Annotated in this window: 17 protein-coding genes; 5 read left to right on the top strand and 12 right to left on the bottom strand. The window is 33.5% G+C overall.

Annotated elements, in window-relative coordinates:
* Positions 1-24: 24 nt before the first annotated feature.
* Entirely contained in the window at positions 25-2,391 is a 2,367-nt protein-coding gene (locus OD917_RS17165) for an efflux RND transporter permease subunit (RefSeq protein ID WP_263524617.1), read from the bottom strand.
* 198 nt (positions 2,392-2,589) lie between these two features.
* On the opposite strand from OD917_RS17165, the gene OD917_RS17160 reads away from it, so the two are divergent.
* The 3 genes from OD917_RS17160 to OD917_RS17150 all read left to right on the top strand — a co-directional run bounded on the left by OD917_RS17160 (position 2,590) and on the right by OD917_RS17150 (position 6,418).
* The gene (locus OD917_RS17160) at positions 2,590-3,351 is read left to right on the top strand and encodes a sensor histidine kinase (protein ID WP_263524616.1); all 762 of its coding nucleotides are present in this window, start codon (positions 2,590-2,592) and stop codon (positions 3,349-3,351) included.
* Positions 3,314-4,033 carry a LytR/AlgR family response regulator transcription factor gene (locus tag OD917_RS17155; RefSeq protein WP_263524615.1) on the top strand — a complete coding sequence of 240 codons (720 nt, stop codon included), beginning with the start codon at positions 3,314-3,316 and terminating at the stop codon, positions 4,031-4,033. Before OD917_RS17160 ends, OD917_RS17155 begins: the two co-directional genes overlap by 38 nt.
* Positions 4,034-4,147: 114 nt before the next feature.
* The gene (locus OD917_RS17150) at positions 4,148-6,418 is read left to right on the top strand and encodes a cation:proton antiporter (RefSeq protein WP_263524614.1); all 2,271 of its coding nucleotides are present in this window, start codon (positions 4,148-4,150) and stop codon (positions 6,416-6,418) included.
* 227 nt (positions 6,419-6,645) lie between these two features.
* On the opposite strand, the gene OD917_RS17145 is transcribed toward OD917_RS17150, so the two are convergent.
* From OD917_RS17145 to pyrH, 3 genes are all read right to left on the bottom strand, one after another.
* Positions 6,646-9,138 carry a DUF5686 and carboxypeptidase regulatory-like domain-containing protein gene (locus OD917_RS17145; RefSeq protein ID WP_263524613.1) on the bottom strand — a complete coding sequence of 831 codons (2,493 nt, stop codon included), beginning with the start codon at positions 9,136-9,138 and terminating at the stop codon, positions 6,646-6,648.
* A gap of 118 nt (positions 9,139-9,256) precedes the next feature.
* On the bottom strand, positions 9,257-9,820 hold the full coding sequence (gene frr / locus OD917_RS17140; RefSeq protein ID WP_263524612.1) for a ribosome recycling factor: 564 nt from the start codon (positions 9,818-9,820) through the stop codon (positions 9,257-9,259).
* Positions 9,821-9,956: 136 nt separating this feature from the next.
* The gene (pyrH, locus tag OD917_RS17135; RefSeq protein ID WP_111287076.1) at positions 9,957-10,664 is read right to left on the bottom strand and encodes a UMP kinase; all 708 of its coding nucleotides are present in this window, start codon (positions 10,662-10,664) and stop codon (positions 9,957-9,959) included.
* A 193-nt stretch (positions 10,665-10,857) separates the two neighbouring features.
* Here pyrH and OD917_RS17130 point away from each other — a divergent pair, with 193 nt between their 5' ends.
* The gene (locus OD917_RS17130; RefSeq protein WP_263524611.1) at positions 10,858-11,475 is read left to right on the top strand and encodes a thioredoxin family protein; all 618 of its coding nucleotides are present in this window, start codon (positions 10,858-10,860) and stop codon (positions 11,473-11,475) included.
* A gap of 344 nt (positions 11,476-11,819) precedes the next feature.
* Here the strand turns inward: OD917_RS17130 and OD917_RS17125 are convergent, their stop codons facing one another.
* From OD917_RS17125 to OD917_RS17090, 8 genes are all read right to left on the bottom strand, one after another.
* Positions 11,820-13,118: a DUF2268 domain-containing putative Zn-dependent protease gene (locus OD917_RS17125; protein ID WP_263524609.1), complete on the bottom strand. Its 1,299-nt coding sequence runs from the start codon at positions 13,116-13,118 to the stop codon at positions 11,820-11,822.
* 57 nt (positions 13,119-13,175) lie between these two features.
* Positions 13,176-13,862, bottom strand: coding sequence for a tRNA pseudouridine(55) synthase TruB (gene truB / locus OD917_RS17120; RefSeq protein WP_263524608.1), 687 nt, complete (start codon positions 13,860-13,862; stop codon positions 13,176-13,178).
* Positions 13,862-14,659: an undecaprenyl-diphosphate phosphatase gene (locus OD917_RS17115; RefSeq protein WP_263524606.1), complete on the bottom strand. Its 798-nt coding sequence runs from the start codon at positions 14,657-14,659 to the stop codon at positions 13,862-13,864. Before OD917_RS17115 ends, truB begins: the two co-directional genes overlap by 1 nt.
* Before the next feature lie 90 nt (positions 14,660-14,749).
* Positions 14,750-15,007, bottom strand: coding sequence for a DUF3098 domain-containing protein (locus tag OD917_RS17110; protein WP_129746548.1), 258 nt, complete (start codon positions 15,005-15,007; stop codon positions 14,750-14,752).
* A gap of 84 nt (positions 15,008-15,091) precedes the next feature.
* Positions 15,092-15,967, bottom strand: a complete 876-nt coding sequence (locus tag OD917_RS17105) for a cell division protein FtsX (RefSeq protein ID WP_263524605.1) — start codon at positions 15,965-15,967, stop codon at positions 15,092-15,094.
* A gap of 221 nt (positions 15,968-16,188) precedes the next feature.
* Positions 16,189-16,785, bottom strand: coding sequence for a molybdopterin-dependent oxidoreductase (locus OD917_RS17100; protein WP_263524604.1), 597 nt, complete (start codon positions 16,783-16,785; stop codon positions 16,189-16,191).
* Positions 16,786-16,796: 11 nt separating this feature from the next.
* Positions 16,797-19,355, bottom strand: coding sequence for a TonB-dependent receptor (locus tag OD917_RS17095; RefSeq protein ID WP_263524603.1), 2,559 nt, complete (start codon positions 19,353-19,355; stop codon positions 16,797-16,799).
* Between the two features lie 227 nt (positions 19,356-19,582).
* On the bottom strand, positions 19,583-19,930 hold the full coding sequence (locus tag OD917_RS17090) for a winged helix-turn-helix domain-containing protein (RefSeq protein WP_263524602.1): 348 nt from the start codon (positions 19,928-19,930) through the stop codon (positions 19,583-19,585).
* Between the two features lie 197 nt (positions 19,931-20,127).
* On the opposite strand from OD917_RS17090, the gene leuS reads away from it, so the two are divergent.
* Positions 20,128-22,992 carry a leucine--tRNA ligase gene (gene leuS, locus OD917_RS17085; RefSeq protein WP_263524601.1) on the top strand — a complete coding sequence of 955 codons (2,865 nt, stop codon included), beginning with the start codon at positions 20,128-20,130 and terminating at the stop codon, positions 22,990-22,992.
* Positions 22,993-23,349: the final 357 nt, after the last annotated feature.

Here is a 23,349-nt window from a genome sequence, read left to right as displayed (position 1 = left end):
CGAATATCTTTTATGACAAAAAAACTATTTATCCAAATTCTCCAATTCCTCTTTCTTAGTTTTCTTCTTTTCAAAAGTCAAAACCAAAGAAGGCAATACAACCAAATTCGCAAACATTGCAAAAGCCAAAGTACAAGAAATTAATCCTCCCAAAGCAATTGTTCCGCTAAAGCTTGATAACGTGAAAGTCGCAAAACCTAAAATCAAAACTACAGATGTATAAAAGGTACTGATTCCGGTTTCTCTTAAAGCACTGAAAACCGATTTTTTCACTTTTCCGCCGCTTTGAAGCAAATCATGTCGATACTTCGCCATAAACTGAATGGCATTATCAACTGAGATTCCGAACGCGATACTGAATACTAAAATAGTAGATGGTTTTAATGGAATTCCAAAATACCCCATTAATCCAGACGTAATGCAAAGCGGTAAAATATTCGTAATTACCGATGCCATTACCATTTTGAAAGAACGGAATAGATACAAAATTAAAACTGCAATTGTCAAAATTGCGAAAATCAAAGATTCGATTAAGTTGTCAACTAAGTATGATGTTCCTTTTTGAAAAACTAATGCTTTTCCGGTAACGGTAACTTCAAAACGGTCTTTCGGGAAAATTTCATCAATTTTTGAATGCAATTTTTTCTCCACTTTTGCCATTTCATCGGTTCCAATATCTTTCATAAAAGTAGTGATTCTGGCATATTGTCCAGTTGAATCCACATACGCTTTCATTAGATTTTCTTTGCTGTTTTTTGTCGCATTTTTAGCATAACTTAAAATAAAAGTCTGCTCTTGCGAAGTTGGCAATTGATAATATTCAGGATTTCCGTTGTAGAAAGCTTGTTTCGAATATTTAACCAAATTCACAACAGAAACTGGTTTTGCCAGTTCAGGAATTTCAGCAATTGTATTTTGCAATTCGTCCATTTTACGAATTGTAGAAGCCTTCATAACACCTTTTTTCTTTTTGGTGTCAATCATGATTTCCAAAGGCATAACGCCGTTGAATTCTTTTTCGTAAAACAAAATATCTTTAAAGAAAGAAGCGCTTTTTGGCATTTCGCCAATTAAACTTCCTGAAACTTTCATTTGTGAAACTCCAATTACGCTGAAAACCAAAAGTAAACCATAAACAATATAAACGATTTTACGTTTCGATTTTACCAAATCTTCAACAACATTCAATAAAGTCGAAATGTATGTTTTAGTTAAATGGTATAAGTGTTTTTCTTTTGGTAATGGCATGAAACTGTAAATAATTGGCACGATAAAAAGTGTCAATAAATAAACAGAAATCACGTTGATTGATGTCACCATTCCAAATTCGAAAAGAAGATCATTTCCAGTAATCATAAATGTTGCAAAACCAATCGCGGTAGTCAAATTCGTCATCAAAGTCGAAACTCCAATTTTAGAAATAACACGCTGTAAAGCTTTTGCCTGATTGTTATGTAATTTGATTTCCTGCTGGTATTTATTGATCAGGAAAATACAGTTTGTAATTCCGATTACAATAATCAGCGGTGGAATAATTGCTGTTAAAATTGTGATTTTATATCCAAATAATCCAAGTGTTCCAAATGACCAGATTACGCCAACAATCAAAATACAAATTGAAATAAAAGTAGCTCTGAACGAACGGAAAAAGAAAAAGAAAATCAGAGAAACAGTCAGTAAAGCCGCACCAATGAAAAGTCCGATTTCGCCTTTCATATCGTTTGCATTGATTGTTCTGATGTATGGCATTCCAGAAACTTTAAGATCGATTCCTGTTGTTTTTTCGAATTTATCGATTTTCGGAACTAAATTTTCAAGGATAAAAGTTTTTCTTTCTGGAGTATTTACTAAAGCTTTATTGATATAAATCGCAGAGCGAACACTTCCACTTTCTTTATTGAACAATAATCCTTCGTAAAAAGGCAAGTTGTTGAATAAGTCGTGCTGAACGCTTTTTAAATAGGCTGGATCTAAAACTTTGCTTTGGTCGATAAATGGAGTTAAAACGAATTTTTCGTTAACCGTATCCTTTTCTAGTTTTTTCAAATCATTTAAAGAAACTACTAAATCAACTTCTTTAGACTTTTTTAAACCTGTCATTAACTCATTCCAAGCGGCATAATTTTTAGGCGTAAAAAAGTTTTTATCCTGAAAACCAATAACCACAAGGTTTCCTTCTTCACCAAATTTATCTAAGAATTTTTGGTATTCTTTATTTGCAATATGATCTTTTGGAAGCAGGTTTGCTTCGGTATATGTCATAGAAAGATTTTTCCATTGGTAACCAAGGAAAATAGTTAAGGCAGATAGGATAACCAGAATTGTTATTCTGTTTTTAAGTATAATTCGGGCCAACTTCTCCCAAAATCCAACTTGAATAGTGTTTTTCATAAAATCTTTAAAAATGGTTGCAAATGTAGTGAAAAGTGCTCGAAATCATAAACAATCGTTTGTATTTTACTTAATGTTAACACAAATTTGCCAGCTTTTGGTTTGTGATAATTTTCTTGTTTTTTGTTATAGAACCAGTAGCTTTTCCCATATTTGTAGTGAATTTATAACTGATTAATACAATTCAAAACAAGCTTAATGCAACAAAACAATACAACAACTTTTATTTTTCTGGCAATTCTGTTGCTTCTAATTGTCATCATTTGTTTTATGGTTTACCAATTAATGCAAACCAAAAAAGCGAAAGATGATGCCGAGAAAAGTTTTTATGCTTTAGAATCAAAAGTAAATGACTTACAGCTGGAAAATCTGGAATCAAAACTGAATCCGCATTTGTTTAAGAATATTTTAAACTCGATTCAGTCGCACGCTTACCAAACTTATTTTGCTTTGGATAAACTGGCGAATGTTCTCGATTATATTTTATACGAAAGCAAAAAGAAATTTGTAACCGCTAAAGAAGAAATTGATTTTGCTTTGAATTTAATCGAAATCAATAAAATCAAGATTAGTCCGCTTTTTGAGTTGAAAGTAAAAACTAATATCAACGAAGAGGACAAATTGTACGATCAGCCTTTACTGGCGCCTTTAATTTCTATTGATTTAATTGAAAATGCCTTTAAACATGCTGATCTTCAAAGTGCAGATGCTTTTATTTCGGTTGTTTTTGAATTTAAAGACAATGCTTTTTTTATGACGGTTTCGAATAAAATCTCAGATAAAAAGGTTTTGAAAAAGGAAAGAAGTGGTTTTGGCCACGCCACACTCGAACATCGTCTCCGCATTATTTATAAGAATAATTTCAAACTCGAAAAGTTTGTAGAAAACGATGTTTACATTGCTCATCTAAAAATTGATTTACTTGAATACAAAACTGAAATGCTTGCTTCTGGACGATGAACTTCCAGGATTAACGTACCTAAAAATGCTTTGCGAGCAAATTCCTGAATTGGAAATTGTAAAAACGTGCAACGATCCTGAGAAATTGCTGTCTGATTTTTCGAATCTTGATTTTGATTTGTTGATTTCGGATATAGAAATGCCCGGAATCGATGGTCTTCATCTTGCCGAAAAACTGCAGGATAAATTGGTGATTTTTTGCACGGCGTATAAAGAATATGCTGCCGAAGCTTTTAATATTGATGCAGTTGATTATATCACAAAACCTGTGAAATTGGAACGTTTGCAAAAAGCAATTACGAAAGCATCTGAACGTTTTGAAAAATCAAATTCGGCTAAAAAATTTATTCAGTTAAATACTGATAAAGGAAAAACGCTTTTGTATTTTAGTAAAATTCAATATATAAAAACGGCTCTGAGTGACAGTCGTGATAAAGCTGTTTTGCTTACAGATGGAAGTTATCTGAATTTAAAAAATGTAAAATTTGACACTCTTTTAAACGAATTGCCAGATGCTGATTTTTGCCGAATAAACAAAAAAGAAATCGTAGCCGTAAAAGCAATAAAGTTCTTCAATCATAACGAAATTGTTCTGCATCACGCAGAAGAAAACAATAAAAATGTAACGCTAATTTTAAGCGAAACTTACCGAGCTGATTTCTTAAAGAAAGTTAAGATCTAAAACTTATTACAATTTTTTCCAGACTTGTTACATGCGATAAAAATTAACAACTGAATTTCTTTTTCACTAAATTCACAGTGCGGATATTTGCGCAATAATCTAAAGAACAAGTTTATGAATAACATTAGGAATTCCTTATTCTATGTTACAATCATTGGTGGTTTTACTGCACTGATATACTGGGTAATTTCAAAAGGTGCCTCGTTAGAAGTAGGGCGTAATATTGTAAAGAAAAGTGTTGAAAGTAATCATTGGAAAGATTTTTTGCACTCGATGGTAGAAAATTTACAGCACCCATTGGCAATTTTACTGGCGCAAATAGTTACGATCATTTTAGTTGCTCGTTTGTTTGGATGGTTTTTTAGAAAAATTGGACAGCCGTCGGTAATTGGCGAAATGATCGCTGGAATCGTACTTGGGCCGTCTTTAGTAGGAATGTATTTTCCGGAATTTTCTGCAGCTTTATTTCCAAAAGAATCTCTAGGGAACTTACAGTTTTTAAGTCAAATTGGTTTAATCCTTTTCATGTTTGTAATTGGGATGGAACTGGATTTGAAAGTGCTAAAAAATAAAGCACATGATGCCGTAGTAATCAGCCATGCTAGTATTGTAATTCCGTTTGCTTTAGGTTTATCATTGGCTTATTTTATTTATGAAACGTATGCTCCGCTGGGAGTTGAATTTTCTTCATTCGGTTTGTTTATGGGTATTGCGATGAGTATTACAGCTTTCCCAGTTTTAGCGAGAATTGTTCAGGAACGCGGCATGCAGAAAACAAAGCTAGGAACCATTGCGATTACTTGTGCTGCGGCAGATGACATCACTGCTTGGTGTATTTTGGCAGTTGTAATTGCGATTGTTAAAGCAGGTTCGCTTTCTAGTTCGCTTTATGTAATTGGAATGGCGATTTTGTATGTGATTATCATGTTGAAAATTGTTCGCCCATTCTTGAAAAGAGTAGGAGATTTAAATGCAACCCGCGAAAGTTTAAATAAACCAGTTGTTGCCATTTTCTTTATTACACTTTTAATTTCTTCTTATGCATCAGAATTAATTGGAATTCATGCTTTGTTCGGAGCTTTTTTAGCTGGAGCTATTATGCCTGAAAACAATAAATTCAGAAACATATTTATCGAAAAAGTTGAAGACGTTTCAATAATCGTTTTATTGCCATTATTTTTTGTGTTTACAGGTTTGCGTACGCAAATAGGATTGTTAAATGATCCTGAATTGTGGAAAATTACGGGTTTGATTATTTTGGTTGCAGTAGTTGGTAAATTCTTCGGAAGTGCTTTGGCAGCCAAATTTATGGGGCAAAACTGGAAAGACAGTTTGTCTATTGGAGCCTTAATGAATACGCGCGGTTTAATGGAATTAGTAGTTCTGAATATTGGTTATGATCTTGGAGTTTTATCAACTGAGATTTTTACCATGATGGTAATTATGGCGCTACTTACTACTTTTATGACGGGGCCAGCATTAGACTTTATCGGGTTTATTTTTAAAGATAATATTACGGCCGTACAGCAAGAGATTGGAAGTAAAAGCAAATTCAAGATTCTGCTTTCGTTTGCAACTCCAGAAAAAGGAAAAAAGTTGCTTAAAATTGCAAACAGCCTTGTTAAAAAACAAGCAGATAATTCGGTAGTAACGGCAATGCATATTTCTTTAAGTACAGAAATACATTCGTTTGATGTGAAAGAGCATGAACGTAAAATGATTGGGCCGGTGGTTGAAGAATCACAGTTGCTGAATCAAAATATGGTTAGTTTGTTTAAAGTTTCTAATGATATCGATTCGGATATTATTGATACCGCAAATCATGGAGAATACGACTTGCTTTTGGTTGGTTTAGGACAATCCATTTTTGATGGAACTTTATTGGGTAAAATACTTGGTTTCACAACTCGAATTGTAAATCCAGATCGTTTGATTGATAAGTTTACAGGAAAAGAAGGTTTGTTTGAAAATAATCCGTTTGATGAAAGAACGCGTCACATTATTACTAAAACAAAAATGCCAGTCGGAATTTTTATTGATAAAAATCTAGAAGAAGTCAACCAGATTTTTATGCCCGTATTTAGTAAAGAAGATGCTTTTTTGATCGATTATGCTAAAAAATTAATCAACAATAATGGTTCTCAAATTACGGTTTTAGATGCAAGTGGCGAAGTTAGAAGTACACGAGAAATTCAGGAAACAATTCGTTCGATCGAACAGATTGCGCCAAATCATATCATGATTATGAACGACAGAACATTGAAAAAGGAGTTTTTAGAAAGTCAGGATTTAATGATTATTAGTCTTGATAGCTGGAAAAAATTAATAGAATCACAAAGTATCTGGCTGAATAATTCGCCTTCGGTTTTGATTCTTAAGCCATAAGGTTAGAAATTTTAAAATTTTAAAATCCCAAGTTCCAATTCTTGTTGGAGTTTGGGATTTTTACTTTTTACTATTCATCTAGTTTGTCATTCTGAGGAACGTAGAATCGCATTAGAAATTCCTTGCGGTTATTCTACAAAAAAAATCGCCAATCTTTGTTTAGTTACGAGTGTGATCCTTCGTTCCTCAGGATGACAAACGAGTGTTGGAATTTGGAATTTTAACTCTTAAAGTCCCAAATCTAAGACATAAGAAATCTTAACAGCAACATTATCTTCAAACTTCATTAGCTGATTTGGACCATAACGATAGAATCCTCCCAAACCAAAACCTTTAAAGATTCTGTTTAATTCAATTCCCGATTCAAAGTAGCCTTTGTCAAGTGTTTTGTAATCTGGACCAACATGCTGTTCGGGTTTTTCCATATTTCCCCAAGCCATTCTCGTTACTAAAACTAAAGAAGGTCTAACTTTTTTGAAAAGTGTAATTCGGTCAAAACCATGTTTTATTTGGAACATTAAATATTGACTTGAGAAAAATTCATTGAAAAACATGGTTTCAAAAGCATTTCTTCCCGCAAAAGTAATACGCTGAATAACAGTTTCCTTTGTTAAATTATTTGGAGAAGTATTGTACAAATGCGTAATAGGAACATCTCCCATTGCATAACCTGCTTGCAAAAGCAAACTCGTTTTCTGACGGTTTAAATATTGCTTTTCGTATTCGGCTTTAAAATCTATTTTGCTAAAAGTAAAATCGTTGTCGAATACATTTGGTAAAGACTGCGTATATTGAAAAGTAAATCTCGGAAATCTTTTATCACTTTCATTTCTTCCAGTTGGAGTTTGCATAAAATTGCTAAAAGGCGCCCAAACAATCGAAAGCATTGCTGTAGTCATAATATAACTCGAATACAATTTCCCATTTAGATTAAAAAGATAATCAAATTTCGGTTCGATGTAATTTCTTGAAAGCTCTAAAACAGCTTCGGTTTTCGGAATAAATTTGGTTTGAATGTTTCCTCGCCATCCCATGTATTCATAGAATGTGCTAATGTTAATTGGACGTGGATCATAAATTTTGAAAACACGTTTATCAACCGAAAAGACAGTACTTGCAATTTCTCGAACGTCATCAGCATAATATCCATTAAACCAAGTGTTAGTGTGTTTGTCTAATAAAACGCCACCTCCGACACTGTATTTAAAAACACCATCTTTTGTTCCGTAAGCGGTATAACCTTCAAGACGGAAGTTTTTTGACAAACGATCGTTTGTAATTCCTCCGATACCAAGACGGAAACCTTCGTAATTATTATAACTTATGATTTTTTTCAAGTCCAAATCGACTGGGCCAATTGGATAAAATCCGTTAATGATTTTACGGCCAATTCCTAAACGTTTTTCAATTCTATTGCTCACAGAAAGACTATCCAGTAATAAGTACGTTTTTTGGCTTTTTAAGTCAAGATTTTCCTTTCGATAGGCTTCCCAGAAACTTTCAGGTTTTTTTGCCGCGTCGTCTTTAATTTCGATATAAAGCGAAGGATTTTTAATTGGATTATTGGTGTTAACACGAATATCGAAGCTATTACTCTCAGAGAGTAGATAAGTGAAATCTGACGCCACCTTTTTTCTAGGTTCGAAATTTTCTTCAACGTCTCCATCAAATTGAATAGTTCCACCTAAAATTCTGATGTCATCGTCATTTTTTCCTTTTACAATTTTAAAAGTCGTATTGCTTTGAAACCATATTTTTTCTTTCGGAATATATTCAAATTCATGAATACCACTAATGTCCAAAACACCTTTAATTCGCATTACCGCTTTCGCAACAGCAAAATTTTCCCTATCGATATATAAAACACCTTCTAGACCAGATGTTTTTCGGTTTGACTTATTTTTAAAATAAATCATGTAAGTGTCACGACCTCGAATGCTTACAGTATCCAGCAATTTATAATTGTAGGTTGAAGGAGCATTTTTTGAAATCGGGTTTTCATATCTGGTTTCGAATAATTCGTAATTCGAATCGTAAATAGAAATCGACTGAAGGTTGAAAGCCAGAACTTCATAAATAGGCTGTTTGAAACCCGCTATTTTAGTTCCTAAAACTGTTTCTTTTAATTTGTTGTTTGCGAATTGATATTCCGAAACTTTCTCGGTTTGAAACAAATGCTGTTTGCTTACAATTTCTTTAAACTTGTAATCGGAAGAATCAATGATGATTTTTTTGTTTAAATCTTTATACGCTGCCGAAGTATCGATACGTCCGTCAATCGAGTCAGGATTTGCGGTTACAATAAGTTTATTATAGGTTTTGTATTCAAAACTGTTGAGTTTTTTCTGCGGATCATTTAGCGATTTATTGGCAATAACTTTTTTGATGATTGTTAAAGCTGGATTTTCATTAGAAACTACAACTTCTTGCAAGTCGTCAGTCTTCTGCGAAAGTGAAACCGCATAAAAAGTTTTGTTGCTGATTAAAGCTACAGTTTTGGTTTGAAAACCGATATAAGAAACAGTAAGTGAGGTTGCAGATGAGCTGATTTTGAAAATAAATTTTCCATCGACATCTGTAATTGTGTTATTGTTTTCTGAAGTCGTAATTGTAGCAAACGGAAGAGGTTTGTTGTTTGAATCGGTTACGATTCCGTTTATTTGAATTTGCGCTTGAAGTGTAAGCGTAAAAAACAAAGTCAAAAAACAAAATAGCTTCATACAGAATGATATAGTTTCAAAAACGAAAAGAATTTAATTTTCGTATGCAAAAATAGTAATAAAAAAATCCGTCTGGCGCTAAACCAGACGGATTTTTGCTTTATATCAAATCTCAATCTTATACTTTCATGATTTCAGCTTCTTTCGCAGCCAATAATTCATCGATTTTTTTGATGTAAGAGTTTGTTAAGTTTTGAACTTCCTCTTCAGCTGATTTACAGATATCTTCAGAAGTTCCTTCTTTTTCTAATTTTTTGATATCAGTATTAGCGTCTTTACGAGAGTTACGAATACCAATTTTAGCGTCTTCAGCCTCAGATTTTGCTTGTTTTGCTAAATCGCGACGACGCTCTTCTGTCAATGGCGGAACACTAATGATAACCATATCTCCATTGTTCATTGGGTTGAAACCAATGTTTGCAATTAAGATTGCTTTTTCAATTGCTTGCAGCATATTTTTTTCAAATGGCTGTAATGTAATTGTTCTAGCATCTGGAACACTGATTTTAGATACTTGAGAAAGCGGAGTTGCAGATCCGTAATAATCTACAAACACACCTCCAAGCATAGCTGGAGAAGCTTTTCCTGCACGAATATTAAGAAATTCTTTCTCTAAGTGTGCAATAGTACCATTCATTGATTCCTCAGTACTTTCTAAAATAAAATCTATTTCTTCAGTCATTTTGTTTAGATTTTTAGATTCTTAGAAGATTAGATTTAATTTCTTCTAATTTACGAACTAATGTTATTTTGTTTTTTTGATTGCCTTAAGGTTGAGAAGAATTTAGAAAATCTAAAATTCTATTAATCTAAGCAGTCTATATGTTTACTACAGTTCCTATGTTTTCTCCGTCGCAGATTTTCAATAAGTTTCCAATTTTGTTCATATCAAAAACTACGATAGGCAATTTGTTTTCTTGGCTTAAGGTAAATGCAGTAGTATCCATTACATTTAATCCTTTTTTGATTACATCGTCAAACGAAATAAAATCAAATTTTACTGCAGAAGCATTTTTTTCTGGGTCAGAATCGTAAACACCGTCAACACGAGTACCTTTAAGGATAACATCAGCATTGATTTCTATACCTCTTAAAACGGCAGCAGTATCAGTTGTGAAATATGGATTTCCGGTTCCAGCACCAAAAATTACGATTCTTCCTTTTTCAAGGTGGCGGTCAGCTCTTCTCTTAATATAAGGCTCTGCAATAGATTCCATTTTTAGAGCAGTTTGAAGACGAGTTTTCATTCCTTTATCTTCAAGAGCGCCTTGTAATGCCATTCCGTTAATTACAGTTGCAAGCATTCCCATGTAATCGCCTTGAACTCTGTCCATTCCTGAGCTTGCTCCTGCAACGCCTCTAAATATATTTCCTCCTCCAATAACAATTGCAATTTCTACTCCTTTGTTGTGAATTTGCTTAATTTCATCTGCATATTCGGCTAATCTTTTTGGGTCAATACCGTATTGTAAATCACCCATCAGCGCTTCGCCGCTAAGTTTTAGAAGAATTCTTTTATATTTCATGTGTGTGTCGCGTTAATTTGTGCAAATATAGACATATTCTGATTTTTAAAAATAATGTTTGCAAAAAATTAATTATTGGATCAAAATTAGATTTTTAATCATTTTGAAATAGTTTAATTCAAATGTGACAAATGTCATTTCTTCGTCACTTCAAAATTTCGTATTTTTATTGTATCCTTAAAATCAAACTAATATGAAAAGCATCGTAGCCAAATCATTATTCAATAGTCATCCTTATCTTGAATATAGAAAAATAGTAACCGATTTATTGTCTGAAGGAAAATCAACTGGAAGCGAACAATCAGAAAGTCTTACCAATTATTCAAAATTGAATGAAGCAAGAATGAACCGTTTGGAGAAAACGATTACCATTTCTGATAACATTGCGACTAAACTTCAAAACTTAGACAATCATTATATTTGGCTGGTGCTGTCGGAAGGCTGGTGCGGAGATGCAGCGCAGATTCTTCCAATTTTAAATAAAATGGCTTTGGCTTCCAATAAAAAAATCGAACTAAGAATTGCATTTCGCGATGAAAATGATGATTTAATGAGCCATTATCTGACTAACGGCGGAAGAGGAATTCCAAAAGTAATTGTAATTTGTAAAGAAGCTGGAATTGTCCGTGCCGATTGGGGACCAAGACCAAAAGGTGCAACCGAATTAATGGCAAAACATAAAAGAGAAGTTGGCGCTATTGATGAAAAAATCAAAACAGATCTTCAGTTATGGTATTTGGCAGATAAAGGAATTTCGGTTCAGGAAGAATTGGTCGAAATAATGGAAAACATCAAATATAATCGCCTTTAATCGGATTAATGTGTTGATAAACAGATGATTTGTTGATAAAATTATCTTAAAGTCTTTTTGACTTCAATAGAATTTTGTAACTTAGTGATGCTAACCCACGTCTATTATAACTTTCTGATTTACTCTTTTTATTGGTGTTTTATTTAATGTTTAATAATTAAAAGTGCACTATTATGAAAAAGTTATTCGAAAGGTTTTATGATTTCTTCTCTCAATTTTTATTCGGAGGAAAAAATGTGCCTCACTATTGAATTTAAGTAAGTATGAAATAGGATTACTTATTTAAGAAAGAGCCTGGCACATTACTGAATAAAAAAGTAATGTGCTTTTTTTATGCTCAGATTTTATTCGGCAGTTTGAAATTCTATCAAATAAGATTTTAATCTTGTACCATTTTGCTTTCTGAAATTATTGGTGATTAAGATCTGATATTTTTTATTGGGTTCTAAATCGGCCTTAAAAGTCCATGATTTTTTATCAGATGACCAATTTCTTTCTGGTTTTATTTTAGGACAAAATTCTTCGCCTAATGGACCAAAATCCAATCCTGTGTTATATCCGTTTAAAGGTTCAGAAAAAGTAATGGTAAATTCTGTTAAACCAGATTTTACTTTTTTATCTCCATTTTTAAAAGGAGAAATTGCCGTAACTTTTGGGCGTTGTTTTTCGTAATCGCTTTCAAGCTGCTTTAAACTTTTTGGGAGTAATTTTGAAGCATCGACAATTTTTTCAACTTCTTTGTCATTAGCAAAATCTAGCTGAATTAATTTTTTTACGGCTTCCGACTTATTCTTCGAAGCATTGTAATAACGCTCGCAGATTTCGTAACCAATATAATATCCTAAATCTCGAACTTTTAAATCATTTCTGTTCTCGCCCCAAAGCCAATTGTAATTATTACTCATAATATACAAGTCAGAAACAAATTGATCGATTACTTTTTTCTCGTTGTTTTTTCCGAATTCAATTGCCGGACTGTTCGATTTTTTACCTGTTACTTTACAAGATACAAATTCTGCAACTCCTTCGTAAAGACACATCAAAAGAAGGTTTTCTGAAAATTCTTTCTGCTGCGTATGGATATATTCATGCGTACACAGCAAAGCAATGTTTTTTCTCGGATTGTATTCTTTATAAAATGCTTTTCTCCATTCTGGAAGCTCATCAATAAAAGTGTTTTCGTCTGCTAAAGACAATTCTGAGCCTATTAAAATTCGATCTTTTTGCGTGGTTCCGTTTGTTCTGAAAGCTCCAATTGAGAAGTAAATCGTCGAAGGCTTTAATTCGGGATAGGCTTCTTTCAATTTGCTAATATCTGTTTCGATTTCTGAATAAATAGAATTGAGATTTGTTGTGTTAGGTTTTAAGGAATTCCAAAATTTAGGATATTTAGTAATAGCGCCAAGAAATTCTTTAGGGGTATAATGGCGGACTTCAATCAAGCTTTTTAAACCAGGAGAAGCTTTTTCTAAATAAAATTCATTTAAAAATCGCAGTTGCGAAATACTGTCATTTGTAGAAATAATTTTATCGTACGCATTCCAAAAATTATCAATATCTGTAGAAATAAATTTCTGATTTGCTGTCTGACAATATGATGATTTGATGAAAATCAAAAATAATGCTAAAAGGAAATTTCTCATTTTCTGTATTTTAAAAGCACGCCTCTAAAATACAAAAAAGGAAATATAATCTAATCCTTAGAGATTTTCTTCGAATAAAGTAATATCAATCGCATTTTTTACGTCATAATCGCCAATTTTAGTTCGGCGTAAAACAGTTAAATGCGAACCTGAATTCATTGCTTTTCCAAAATCGTAAGCAAGAGAACGAATGTAAGTTCCTTTAGAGCAAACTACTCTAAAATCTACTTCTGGTAATTCGATTCTAGTGATTTCAAATTCGTGAATAGTAGTTTTTCTGCTTTCGATTTCGATAGATTCTCCAGCGCGAGCGTGTTCGTATAAACGAACTCCGTCTTTTTTAATTGCAGAAAAAATAGGCGGTTTTTGGTCAATTTCTCCTAAAAATTGTTTTAGCGTTTCGTGAATCAAAGCTTCATTAATATGTTCAGTTGGAAAAGTCTGATCGATTTCGGTTTCTAAATCGTATGATGGAGTAGTGGCTCCAATATAAAAAGTTCCAGTATATTCTTTTGCCTGACCTTGAAGTTCTGAAATTCTTTTAGTGAATTTTCCTGTGCAGATTAATAAAAGTCCAGTCGCTAAAGGATCTAAAGTTCCAGCATGACCAATTTTGAACTTTTTTGGAAGTCCAACTTTATTAATTAAAAGGTATTTTAATTTATTGACAGCTTGAAATGAACTCCATTTTAATGGTTTGTCAATCAATAAAACTTGTCCTTCTAAATATTCTTCAGGTGTCATTATATAATCGTAAGCGGATGAATGAAAAAGTGAATCAACAATAAAATGATTCCAGCAATGATTCGGTAATAACCAAAAACTTTAAAACCGTTTTTAGTCAAAAATCCGATGAAAGTTTTAATTGCTAAAAGTGCTACGGCAAAAGCAACAATATTACCAATTACCAACATGTTTACTTGGTCGTGAGACAATTCAAAACCTGCTTTATAATAATCATAACATTTTTTTGCAGTTGCGCCTAACATAGTTGGAACGGCTAAGAAAAATGAAAATTCTGCGGCAGAAGTTCTAGTCAGTTTTTGAGCCATACCTCCAACAATACTTGCTCCGCTTCGAGAAACACCAGGAATCATGGCAAGACATTGGAATAAACCAATTTTTAAAGCTTTGGCATACGTAATTTCAGTTGAAACTTCTGGATCATTTGGTTTGTTAAACCATTCGTCTACTTTCAATAAAATTAAACCTCCAATTAGAAGTGAAACGGCAACTGTAACAGGGTTTTCTAACAAACCATCAATAAAATCGCTTAATAATAATCCTAAAACAACTGCAGGAATAAAAGCGACTAAAAGTTTAAAGTAGAAATCAAAAGTTTGAAAGAAACGTTTGAAGTATAAAATTACAACCGAGAGTATTGCGCCAAGCTGAATTACAATGGTAAAAAGTTTAGTGAAATCGTCATGTGCGATTCCGAAAAAAGAAGAAGCAATAATCATGTGTCCTGTAGAAGAAACAGGCAAAAATTCTGTAATTCCTTCAATAATGGCAAGAACAATAGCTTGTAATGTATTCATTTAGAATTTTAGATTTTAGATTTTAGATTTTAGATTTGTCACCCTGAGCGAAGTCAAAGGGCATTCGGATTAAAAATCTATAAACCTATATTATTTAGATTTTTTGAAGATAGAATATATCGTGATTCCAAAACCGATTAAAACAGTCGTTGGCGCTAAACGAATACGTCTAAAGCTGAAAATGTCTTCATTAAAAACATTTGGATCTTTACTTCCTCCACCAGACATTAAAATAAATCCTAGAGCAATTACAGCAATACCAATCAATAAAATTTTATAATTGATGCCGTCAAAAAGGAATTCCTGTTTTTGAACTTGTTGTTCTTCTTTATTATTGTTGTTTTTCATTTTTATCTGTTTGTCAGCCTGAGCAAAGTCGAAGGCATTTTTTTTTAAATCTAAAATCTGCAATCTAAAATCTACAATCTACAATTAGTAAAGATCGTCAGTTCTTAAATTCAAGAAACGTTGCGTTGCAAAATGCGTGCTTACCCAAGTAATTAGAACTCCTAATCCGAAAACAGCAACTAAAACTAAACCAGTCAAAGCTTTGTCTTCTAGAATTCCTAAACCAGGAAAATTAGTGTCTACATATAATAAAAGCGCGATTAAAGCAATAATGGCTAAACCAGCACCCAACATCCCAAGTTTTACACTTCGCATTACAAATGGTTTACGGATAAATGCTTTTGTAGCTCCAACCATTTGCATGGTTTTGATAATAAAACGATTTGAATGTATAGATAAACGCAATGAACTATTGATTAGTAAAACTGCAATTACTGTCAAGAAACCGCTAATAATCAGAATCCACATACTTACTTTTCTGATGTTGTCGTTTACTAGATTTACCAATTGTTTGTCATAAACAATATCTGAAATCATAGCATTTTTGCGGAAACGGTTTTCAATTTTTACGATGCTGTCTCTTTCTACATAATCTGCTTTTAAGTGAATATCGTATGAATTCAATAACGGATTTTCTCCCAAAAAGGTTAAAAAGTCTTCTCCGATAATATCAGTGTGTTCTTTTGCGGCTTTTTCTTTGGTTACATAAACGAAAGATCTCGCAAAAGGCGCTCTTTTAAGTTCGGTGTTAAATGCTTTGATAATACTATCATTTGCTTCATTTTTAAAGAAAACCGTCATTGCGATTTTTTCTTTAAAATCGTCAGCCAATTGTTTAGAATTAATGATGAATAATCCCAGTACTCCCAAAAGGAATAAAACCAAGAATACACTTAATACAACCGAAAAATAAGAGGAAATTAACCTGCGCTTTTGAAATTTATCAAAGTTAGAACTCATAGATACTTAAATTATGTGGTAAAAATAATAAAGAATTTCTTTATTTAAAGTTAATAACAAACTTTTATACTTAAAAGTACGATTTAAATCTTGAATAAAAAGTTTATTTAACCGCAAAGCACGCAAAGCTTTGTGTTGATAAAGCTTTGCGTACTTTGCGGTTTTATTGAAAATTACTGAGTAAAGAACCTTGCGAACTTTGCGGTTAAACAATTAAGGAATTACTTCGCCTTGTAAACTTCAATACTTTTTAGCCAATACACATGACGTGGACCAGTTCGAAAATCATTTCTGCAGATGGCAATCATTTCACCATTTTTAATTGGTTTTCCATTTTCTTCAAAAAGAATAAATGCGTTATCTCCCGTAGGATTGTTAAAAAGTTCTGCCCATGAAAATGTAGCTTTATAATCGTCTGAAGCTCTTTCGACAATATAAAAATTTCGGTCTTTATGATCGTCTTGTTTTATTTTGGCTTTTTCTAAAATGTCTTTCAGTAAAATACCTTTGCAGGTTTTGACTTCTCGTTTAACTTCTCCGTTTTTGCCTAAAATTTTAAAATTGTCAATTGTGGTAACTTTCATTTTTTTCAAAGAATCGACAGTCAATTGTAATGGAAATTCTACTTCGCCTTTTACTTCAATATAATGGTTGACTAATTTGAGACTATCTTCGGCTGTAAGAACAGGATGTTCATGTTTCTTAATTTTTGAATTTTGTTCTGTAGAAACGGTTTCTTTTTCTTCTTTTTTTGATGAATTGCACATTGTACAAGAAAAAGCAATAAAGAAAATAAGAATGTAATTTTGAGTTTTCATAAAGTTGTGTTTTAGAATTTGCTGGTTTCCCAAACTAAAGATAAATAATATAATCCGCCAATTGATGGTCCGCCGAGAATAGAAGTATAAGGTTTGTTCAAAATATTTGTTCCGCCTAATTTTGCCGAAATGCCTTTTTTGAAACCGTAATTTACCTGCGCATCCATTGACCAATATGCCGGAACAGTTCCGCTCACAAGGAAAGAAACATAATCAAAATTGTTTTGATAACGGGCCGTAACGCTTGCGCCAAGATTTTTCCAGATATTTTGAGCAATCAGAGTTCCGTTTACGTTAAATTCTGGAGTGTTGAAACCGTCTTCCAAACCATCTTTATCGTCAGTTCGGTCAAGTTTGGTATAAGTAAGATTGGTTAAAGCACTGAAAGTATTATCAAAACGGTATTTCAAACCTAAACTTCCTCCGTAATTGTAAATTTTGCTTTTAGAATTGGTCCAAAGTCTGTAGCGGTTTTGAGTGTTCTTGGAATATAAAGCAGTCGGAATCAAATTTGGATCTGTCGTATTCGGAATGCTGGCTTCAACTTGTGCAATAAAATTTTTATAAGAGTTGTAATAAAAATCGGCGTCAATAAAAAGGTTTCTATTTAAAGCCATTCCTCTAAAACCAACTTCAAAAGATTTTACAAATTCTGGTTCCAGATATGTATAAGGATTTTTCTGAATCGTATTTTTATTTTTTTCAATAGCCTGCGCCTGAGGCAAACCATTTGTATTGACATCGGTATTTACCTGTGCTTGAAATTTATCAATTGAAGCTTTGGTGTAGGAGTTTTCAAAAACGCCATCTGACATAATTCGCAATCCGCCCACACGTTTTACACCGCCTGAATTTACATTTGAGAAACCTTCAAAAATACTTGGGAAACGATAACCGTTTTGATACGAAGCTCTAAAATTCAAACTTTCTTTTGGCGAATAAACCGCTGTAAATTGAGGCGTAAATTTCGCATCAAAATAATCGGCTTTATCCATTCTGATGGTGGCGCCTAAACGTAATTTGTCTGAAAAGAAATCTTTTGTCACTTGCGTAAAAGCTCCCGTTTTTTGATACGTCAGATTTTCATCAGCATGAACAGGATTGATGAAATAGTTTCCGTCGGGAACAATAATGTAATTTCTGTAATCGAAACCGCTTAAAAGTTTAGCATCGATTTTTTCAAAGAAAGAAACAAAAGCTTTATCCCAATTAAATAATCCTTCGCCATGAACCAAAGTAGATTTTACGCGCAAAGCCGCACCAATATCCCAATTATTAATATCGATCAATTTCTTTTTCTTCTCTTCGTAAGCTTCGGTTCCGGGTAAAAATCTTCCTGCATCAGATTGTGTTCGGGCAATTCTGTGTGCATCAGCAACGCTTGCTCCGCCAGCAACGGCATTTTTATAAGCTGTGCTGTAATCGGCAAACCATTTATCATCCGATTTATAAGCGCGATCCATATTTTCTGCCAACGAACGCATGTTGTATGAATCTCCAGTATTTTCAGTTGTTGCGTAGGCTTTTACCTGAAAAATTGGTGTATGATAATCAGCAGAAAATTGATTTAAAGTATAATTGTCTAATCGAAATCTATTTGAACGCTGGTAAATTGTGTTTATTAAAGCTGTTTTATAAGTCAAAGAAAGTTCTTGATCTTTTTTTGGTCGGAAATACAATCCAAAATCAGCTTTGTAATTTTTGATTTCGTAATCAGAAATATCCGTTTCGCGATAACCCGTTCTTGCCACGACATAATTTTTGCCATTTAAGTTTAATGTTTTTCGGTTTGCCGATTCATTTCCGTAACCGTTTACTTCGTCGTAAGCCGGATTATCAGCGCCAAATAAACCTGTTGAAGCATTTGCGTTTGGAGCTAAATCGGTTCTGTCGTCAGCAACCCAATCCGTTCCTCCAGTTGTTGAAGCATTTACTTTGAACGCCAATTTTTCATTGAAAGCTTTGGCAATCCTCAAATTAAATTGAGAATATACTTTCGGTGAAAACCGATCAATATTTCCAACATGATTTACACCTGTTAATTGCTGTATGGCGATTCCCTGATATTCAAAAGGATTTTTGGTTTGAATATTAGCCAAACCATTTATAGCGTTCATTCCGTACAAAGCGGCTGCAGTTCCGGGAATAATTTCAATTTTATCAATATCGAGATCATTTGCGCCTAAAGCGTTTGCAATTGGCGCACCCAAATGTGGTGCCTGATTATCGATTCCATCCACTAATTGCGCAAATCGAACATTGGTAGAATTGGCAAATCCTCTCGTATTTATAACTTTAAATCCTAAACTTGGCGTAATAATCTGTACGCCTTTTACATTTTCAAGTGCTTCATAAATACTTGGCGATCCCATTATTTTGGCTTCCGCCGATTTTAATTGCTCGATGCTTATTGGTGAACGCATTATTTTTTCGGAACGACGAGATGCGGTAATTACAATTTCGTTTAGTTCTTCTTTTTTGATGCTGTCTTGTTTTGTTTTTGAATTTTCGATTTGAGAAAAGCTTTTCAGGCTTATAAAAAGAAATAAGAGATATAATTTTTGGTTCATGGTTTTGTTTCAGTATGTTTTAAAATGAATACTGATAGTTAAAAAAATATTTTTGTTTTAGTTGGATGTTTTTTTAACAGATAGAAACATAGTTTTTTTATTCTCATAAAGATTGTAAAAAAGAAACTAGTTTCTAAAACATAGTTCTGCTATGTGTATTAATACGAGTGAAAGGACTTTTTTTACATTGCTAAAAATCTATGTTTCTATGTGTTTAAATATTTGTTTTAAAATTTCAATCTCTGAGTTTCTTTTGCTGTAAACTCTTTAATACGTTTTTCAACTTCATAAAAAACAGCAATGGCTCTTTCTCCAGCTTCGGTCAATCGAGCGCCGCCTCCGCCTTTTCCTCCAAGAAGCTTTTCAACCAAAGGAGATTCTGCACGCTGATTCATTTCTTCAACCAATTGCCAAGCCTGTCTATACGCCATTTTCATTTCTTTGGCAGCATTGGTAATTGATCCTGTTTTTCGAATATTTTCTAAAAGCCAGATTTTTCCAATTCCAAGAAAAGCGCCTTCCGTTTCTTCAATCCAAACGCGTACTTCGATCTTGTATTTTTTGTTTTCAGACATACTAGAGAAAATAATTACTTAAGTTGTGAATTGCAATAATACGTATTTTTACGTAATTAAAAATAAGTAATTTGTTATTTTATTTGTTTGTCAGTGAAATAGCTTTGGTACAAACAACAATAAATGTAAATTTGCGGCTAAATTAATTTAGTGAAAAGCTTAGAGCCTTAGTAACTTAGAATCTTAGTCGCTTAGAAATGAAGTACAATCCAAACGAAATTGAAGCCAAATGGCAAAAATATTGGGCAGAAAATCAAACTTTTGCAGCAAAAAATAACTCCGAAAAACCGAAACATTATGTTCTCGATATGTTTCCTTATCCGTCTGGAGCAGGATTACACGTAGGACATCCGCTGGGTTATATTGCTTCAGATGTGTATTCTCGTTTCAAGAGACATCAAGGTTTCAATGTTTTACATCCAATGGGTTACGATAGTTTCGGATTACCTGCAGAACAATATGCGATTCAGACAGGTCAGCGTCCAGAAGATACTACACGCGTAAACATTGACGGTGGTGTTGACAAAGAAGGAAAACAAATTGCTGGTTACAGAAAACAACTAGATAAAATCGGATTCTCATTTGATTGGGCGCGTGAAGTGCGTACCTCAAATCCGGATTACTATAAGCATACACAATGGATTTTTATCCAATTATTCAATTCTTGGTATTGCAGAAAACAAGGAAAAGCTTTTGATATTTCAGAGCTTGTAACTGTTTTTGAAGAAAGTGGAAATGCATTGGTTGAAGCAGTTTGTGACGATAACGTAGCGATTTTTACTGCTGACGAATGGAAATCTTATTCTGAAGATCAAAAAGAAAAAATCTTGTTGCAATACAGAATGACGTATTTGGCAGAAACCGAAGTAAACTGGTGTCCAGGTTTAGGAACTGTTTTGGCAAATGACGAAATTGTAAACGGAGTTTCAGAACGTGGAGGCTTCCCTGTTATAAGAAAAAAAATGACACAATGGAGTATGCGAATTTCTGCTTATGCCGAACGCTTGCTTGAAGGTCTAAACAATATCGATTGGAGTGAGTCAATTAAAGAATCACAAAGAAATTGGATCGGAAAATCGGTTGGGGCTTTGGTAACTTTTAATGTGAAAGATCATAATGAAGTAATCGAAGTATTTACAACTAGACCTGATACTATTTTTGGAGTAACTTTTATGACTTTGGCGCCAGAACACGATTTGGTGGCAAAAATTACAACTCCAGAGCAAAAAGAAGCTGTTGAAGCATACATCGAAAAAACAGCAAAACGTTCTGAGCGTGAGCGTATGGCCGATGTGAAAACTATTTCTGGTGCATTTACAGGGGCTTATGCAGAACATCCGTTTACAAAAGAACCAATTCCGGTTTGGATTGGTGATTATGTTTTGGCTGGTTACGGAACAGGCGCTGTTATGGCGGTTCCTTGCGGAGACGAAAGAGATTACGCTTTTGCTAATTTCTTTAAAGGTCAAAACGGAATGCAGGAAATCAAAAATATCTTCGCAAATGTTGATATTTCTGAAGCGGCGCACGGATCAAAAGATAACGTTGAAATCGCAAATTCTGATTTCTTAAACGGATTAGATTATAAAGAAGGAACTAAAAAGGCAATTGCTAAATTAGAAGAAATCGGACAAGGAAAAGGTAAAACAAATTACCGTTTGCGTGATGCTGTTTTCTCTCGTCAGCGTTATTGGGGTGAGCCATTCCCAGTTTATTATGTGAATGGATTGCCTAAAATGATCGAGACGCAACATTTGCCAATTATTCTTCCAGAAGTAGAAAAGTATTTGCCAACTGAAGACGGTTTGCCTCCATTAGGAAATGCAGCAGTTTGGGCTTGGGATACCAAACAAAACAAAGTTGTTAATACCGATTTAGTTGATAATGCAACGATTTTTCCTTTAGAATTGAACACTATGCCAGGTTGGGCGGGAAGTTCATGGTATTGGATGCGTTATATGGATGCGCACAACGAAAATGAATTTGCGTCTAAAGAAGCTTTGGCTTACTGGGAAAATGTCGATTTATATATCGGGGGAAGCGAACACGCAACAGGGCACTTATTATATTCTCGTTTCTGGAACAAATTCTTAAAAGACAAAGGTTTTGCTCCAACCGAAGAACCATTCAAAAAACTGATCAATCAGGGAATGATTTTGGGTACAACGGCTTACGTTTACAGATTGGAAGGAACAAATACTTTTGTGTCTAAAAATAAAATTGACGGTCAAAATGTACAGCCAATTCGTGTTGATGTTCATTTTGTTAATTCTTCTGACGAATTAAATATCGAAAAGTTCAAAGCTTGGAGAGAAGATTTCAATACAGCAGAATTTATTTTTGATGAAAACGGAAAATACATTGTAGGTCGTGAAGTAGAAAAAATGTCTAAATCATACTACAACGTAGTAACTCCAGATGATATCTGCGCAGAATATGGTGCTGATACATTACGTTTATACGAAATGTTCTTAGGGCCATTAGAGCAGGCAAAACCTTGGAATACTGCTGGAATTTCTGGTGTGTTTGGTTTCTTGAAGAAACTATGGAGATTGTATTTTGATGATAATGGCTTAATCGTAAACAACGACGAACCAACAAAAGACAATTTAAAATCGTTACACAAAACCATCAAAAAAGTAGCAGAAGATATCGAGAATTTCTCTTTCAATACTTCAGTTTCTCAGTTTATGATTTGTGTTAACGAATTGTCTTCTCAAAACTGTCATTCAAGAGCGATTTTAGAACCATTAGCAATTTTAGTTTCGCCTTATGCACCTCACATCGCTGAAGAATTATGGTCAAAATTAGGACATACGACTTCAATTTCTGAAGTCGGTTTTCCAATTTTTGAAGAAAAACATTTAGTTGAAACTAATAAAGAATATCCAGTTTCTTTCAACGGAAAAATGCGTTTCACCATCGAATTGCCTTTGGATTTAACCAAAGAACAAATCGAAGAAATCGTGATGAAAGACGAAAGAACTCAAAAACACTTAGATGGAAGAACTCCAAATAAAGTGATTATCGTTCCTGGAAAAATAATTAACCTAGTCGGTTAATTATTTTAAAATCCCAATATTTAAAATTCCAAGTTCCAATTTTACGATTGGGGTTTGGGATTTTTTTTATTTTTTTTCGCCACGAATTCACGAATTTTATTTTTAAAAACACATAGTTTGTCATTTCGACGAAGGAGAAATCTTCACAAGTAACTCTACAAAGATTGGCGATTTTGATTGCGGAGCTTCTTGCGTGGTCTTCGACTTCGCTCAGACTGACAATACGCACAAGTTTGTCATCCTGAGGAACGAAGGATCACACGCGAAACTCGACAAAGATTGGCGATTCAGTTTGCGGAATATCTTCTGTGATCCTTCGTTCCTCAGGATGACAAGATTAGGGGAAAACTTTGGGAC

The organism is Flavobacterium sp. SH_e (assembly GCF_025717045.1).
Taxonomy (GTDB): domain Bacteria; phylum Bacteroidota; class Bacteroidia; order Flavobacteriales; family Flavobacteriaceae; genus Flavobacterium.
Note: the sequence above shows the minus strand (reverse complement) of the source record. Positions and strands in the feature narration are given on the sequence as shown.

What these genes read in the sequence shown, in the direction of transcription:
- frr (WP_263524612.1), bottom strand. Translation starts at nt 9,820, where the DNA reads ATGACTGAAGAAATAGATTTTATTTTAGAAAGTACTGAGGAATCAATG.
- OD917_RS17145 (WP_263524613.1), bottom strand. Translation starts at nt 9,138, where the DNA reads ATGAAGCTATTTTGTTTTTTGACTTTGTTTTTTACGCTTACACTTCAA.
- OD917_RS17165 (WP_263524617.1), bottom strand. Translation starts at nt 2,391, where the DNA reads ATGAAAAACACTATTCAAGTTGGATTTTGGGAGAAGTTGGCCCGAATT.
- pyrH (WP_111287076.1), bottom strand. Translation starts at nt 10,664, where the DNA reads ATGAAATATAAAAGAATTCTTCTAAAACTTAGCGGCGAAGCGCTGATG.
- OD917_RS17095 (WP_263524603.1), bottom strand. Translation starts at nt 19,355, where the DNA reads ATGAACCAAAAATTATATCTCTTATTTCTTTTTATAAGCCTGAAAAGC.
- OD917_RS17130 (WP_263524611.1), top strand. Translation starts at nt 10,858, where the DNA reads ATGAAAAGCATCGTAGCCAAATCATTATTCAATAGTCATCCTTATCTT.
- leuS (WP_263524601.1), top strand. Translation starts at nt 20,128, where the DNA reads ATGAAGTACAATCCAAACGAAATTGAAGCCAAATGGCAAAAATATTGG.
- OD917_RS17115 (WP_263524606.1), bottom strand. Translation starts at nt 14,659, where the DNA reads ATGAATACATTACAAGCTATTGTTCTTGCCATTATTGAAGGAATTACA.
- OD917_RS17100 (WP_263524604.1), bottom strand. Translation starts at nt 16,785, where the DNA reads ATGAAAACTCAAAATTACATTCTTATTTTCTTTATTGCTTTTTCTTGT.
- OD917_RS17110 (WP_129746548.1), bottom strand. Translation starts at nt 15,007, where the DNA reads ATGAAAAACAACAATAATAAAGAAGAACAACAAGTTCAAAAACAGGAA.
- OD917_RS17150 (WP_263524614.1), top strand. Translation starts at nt 4,148, where the DNA reads ATGAATAACATTAGGAATTCCTTATTCTATGTTACAATCATTGGTGGT.
- truB (WP_263524608.1), bottom strand. Translation starts at nt 13,862, where the DNA reads ATGACACCTGAAGAATATTTAGAAGGACAAGTTTTATTGATTGACAAA.
- OD917_RS17105 (WP_263524605.1), bottom strand. Translation starts at nt 15,967, where the DNA reads ATGAGTTCTAACTTTGATAAATTTCAAAAGCGCAGGTTAATTTCCTCT.
- OD917_RS17160 (WP_263524616.1), top strand. Translation starts at nt 2,590, where the DNA reads ATGCAACAAAACAATACAACAACTTTTATTTTTCTGGCAATTCTGTTG.
- OD917_RS17090 (WP_263524602.1), bottom strand. Translation starts at nt 19,930, where the DNA reads ATGTCTGAAAACAAAAAATACAAGATCGAAGTACGCGTTTGGATTGAA.
- OD917_RS17125 (WP_263524609.1), bottom strand. Translation starts at nt 13,118, where the DNA reads ATGAGAAATTTCCTTTTAGCATTATTTTTGATTTTCATCAAATCATCA.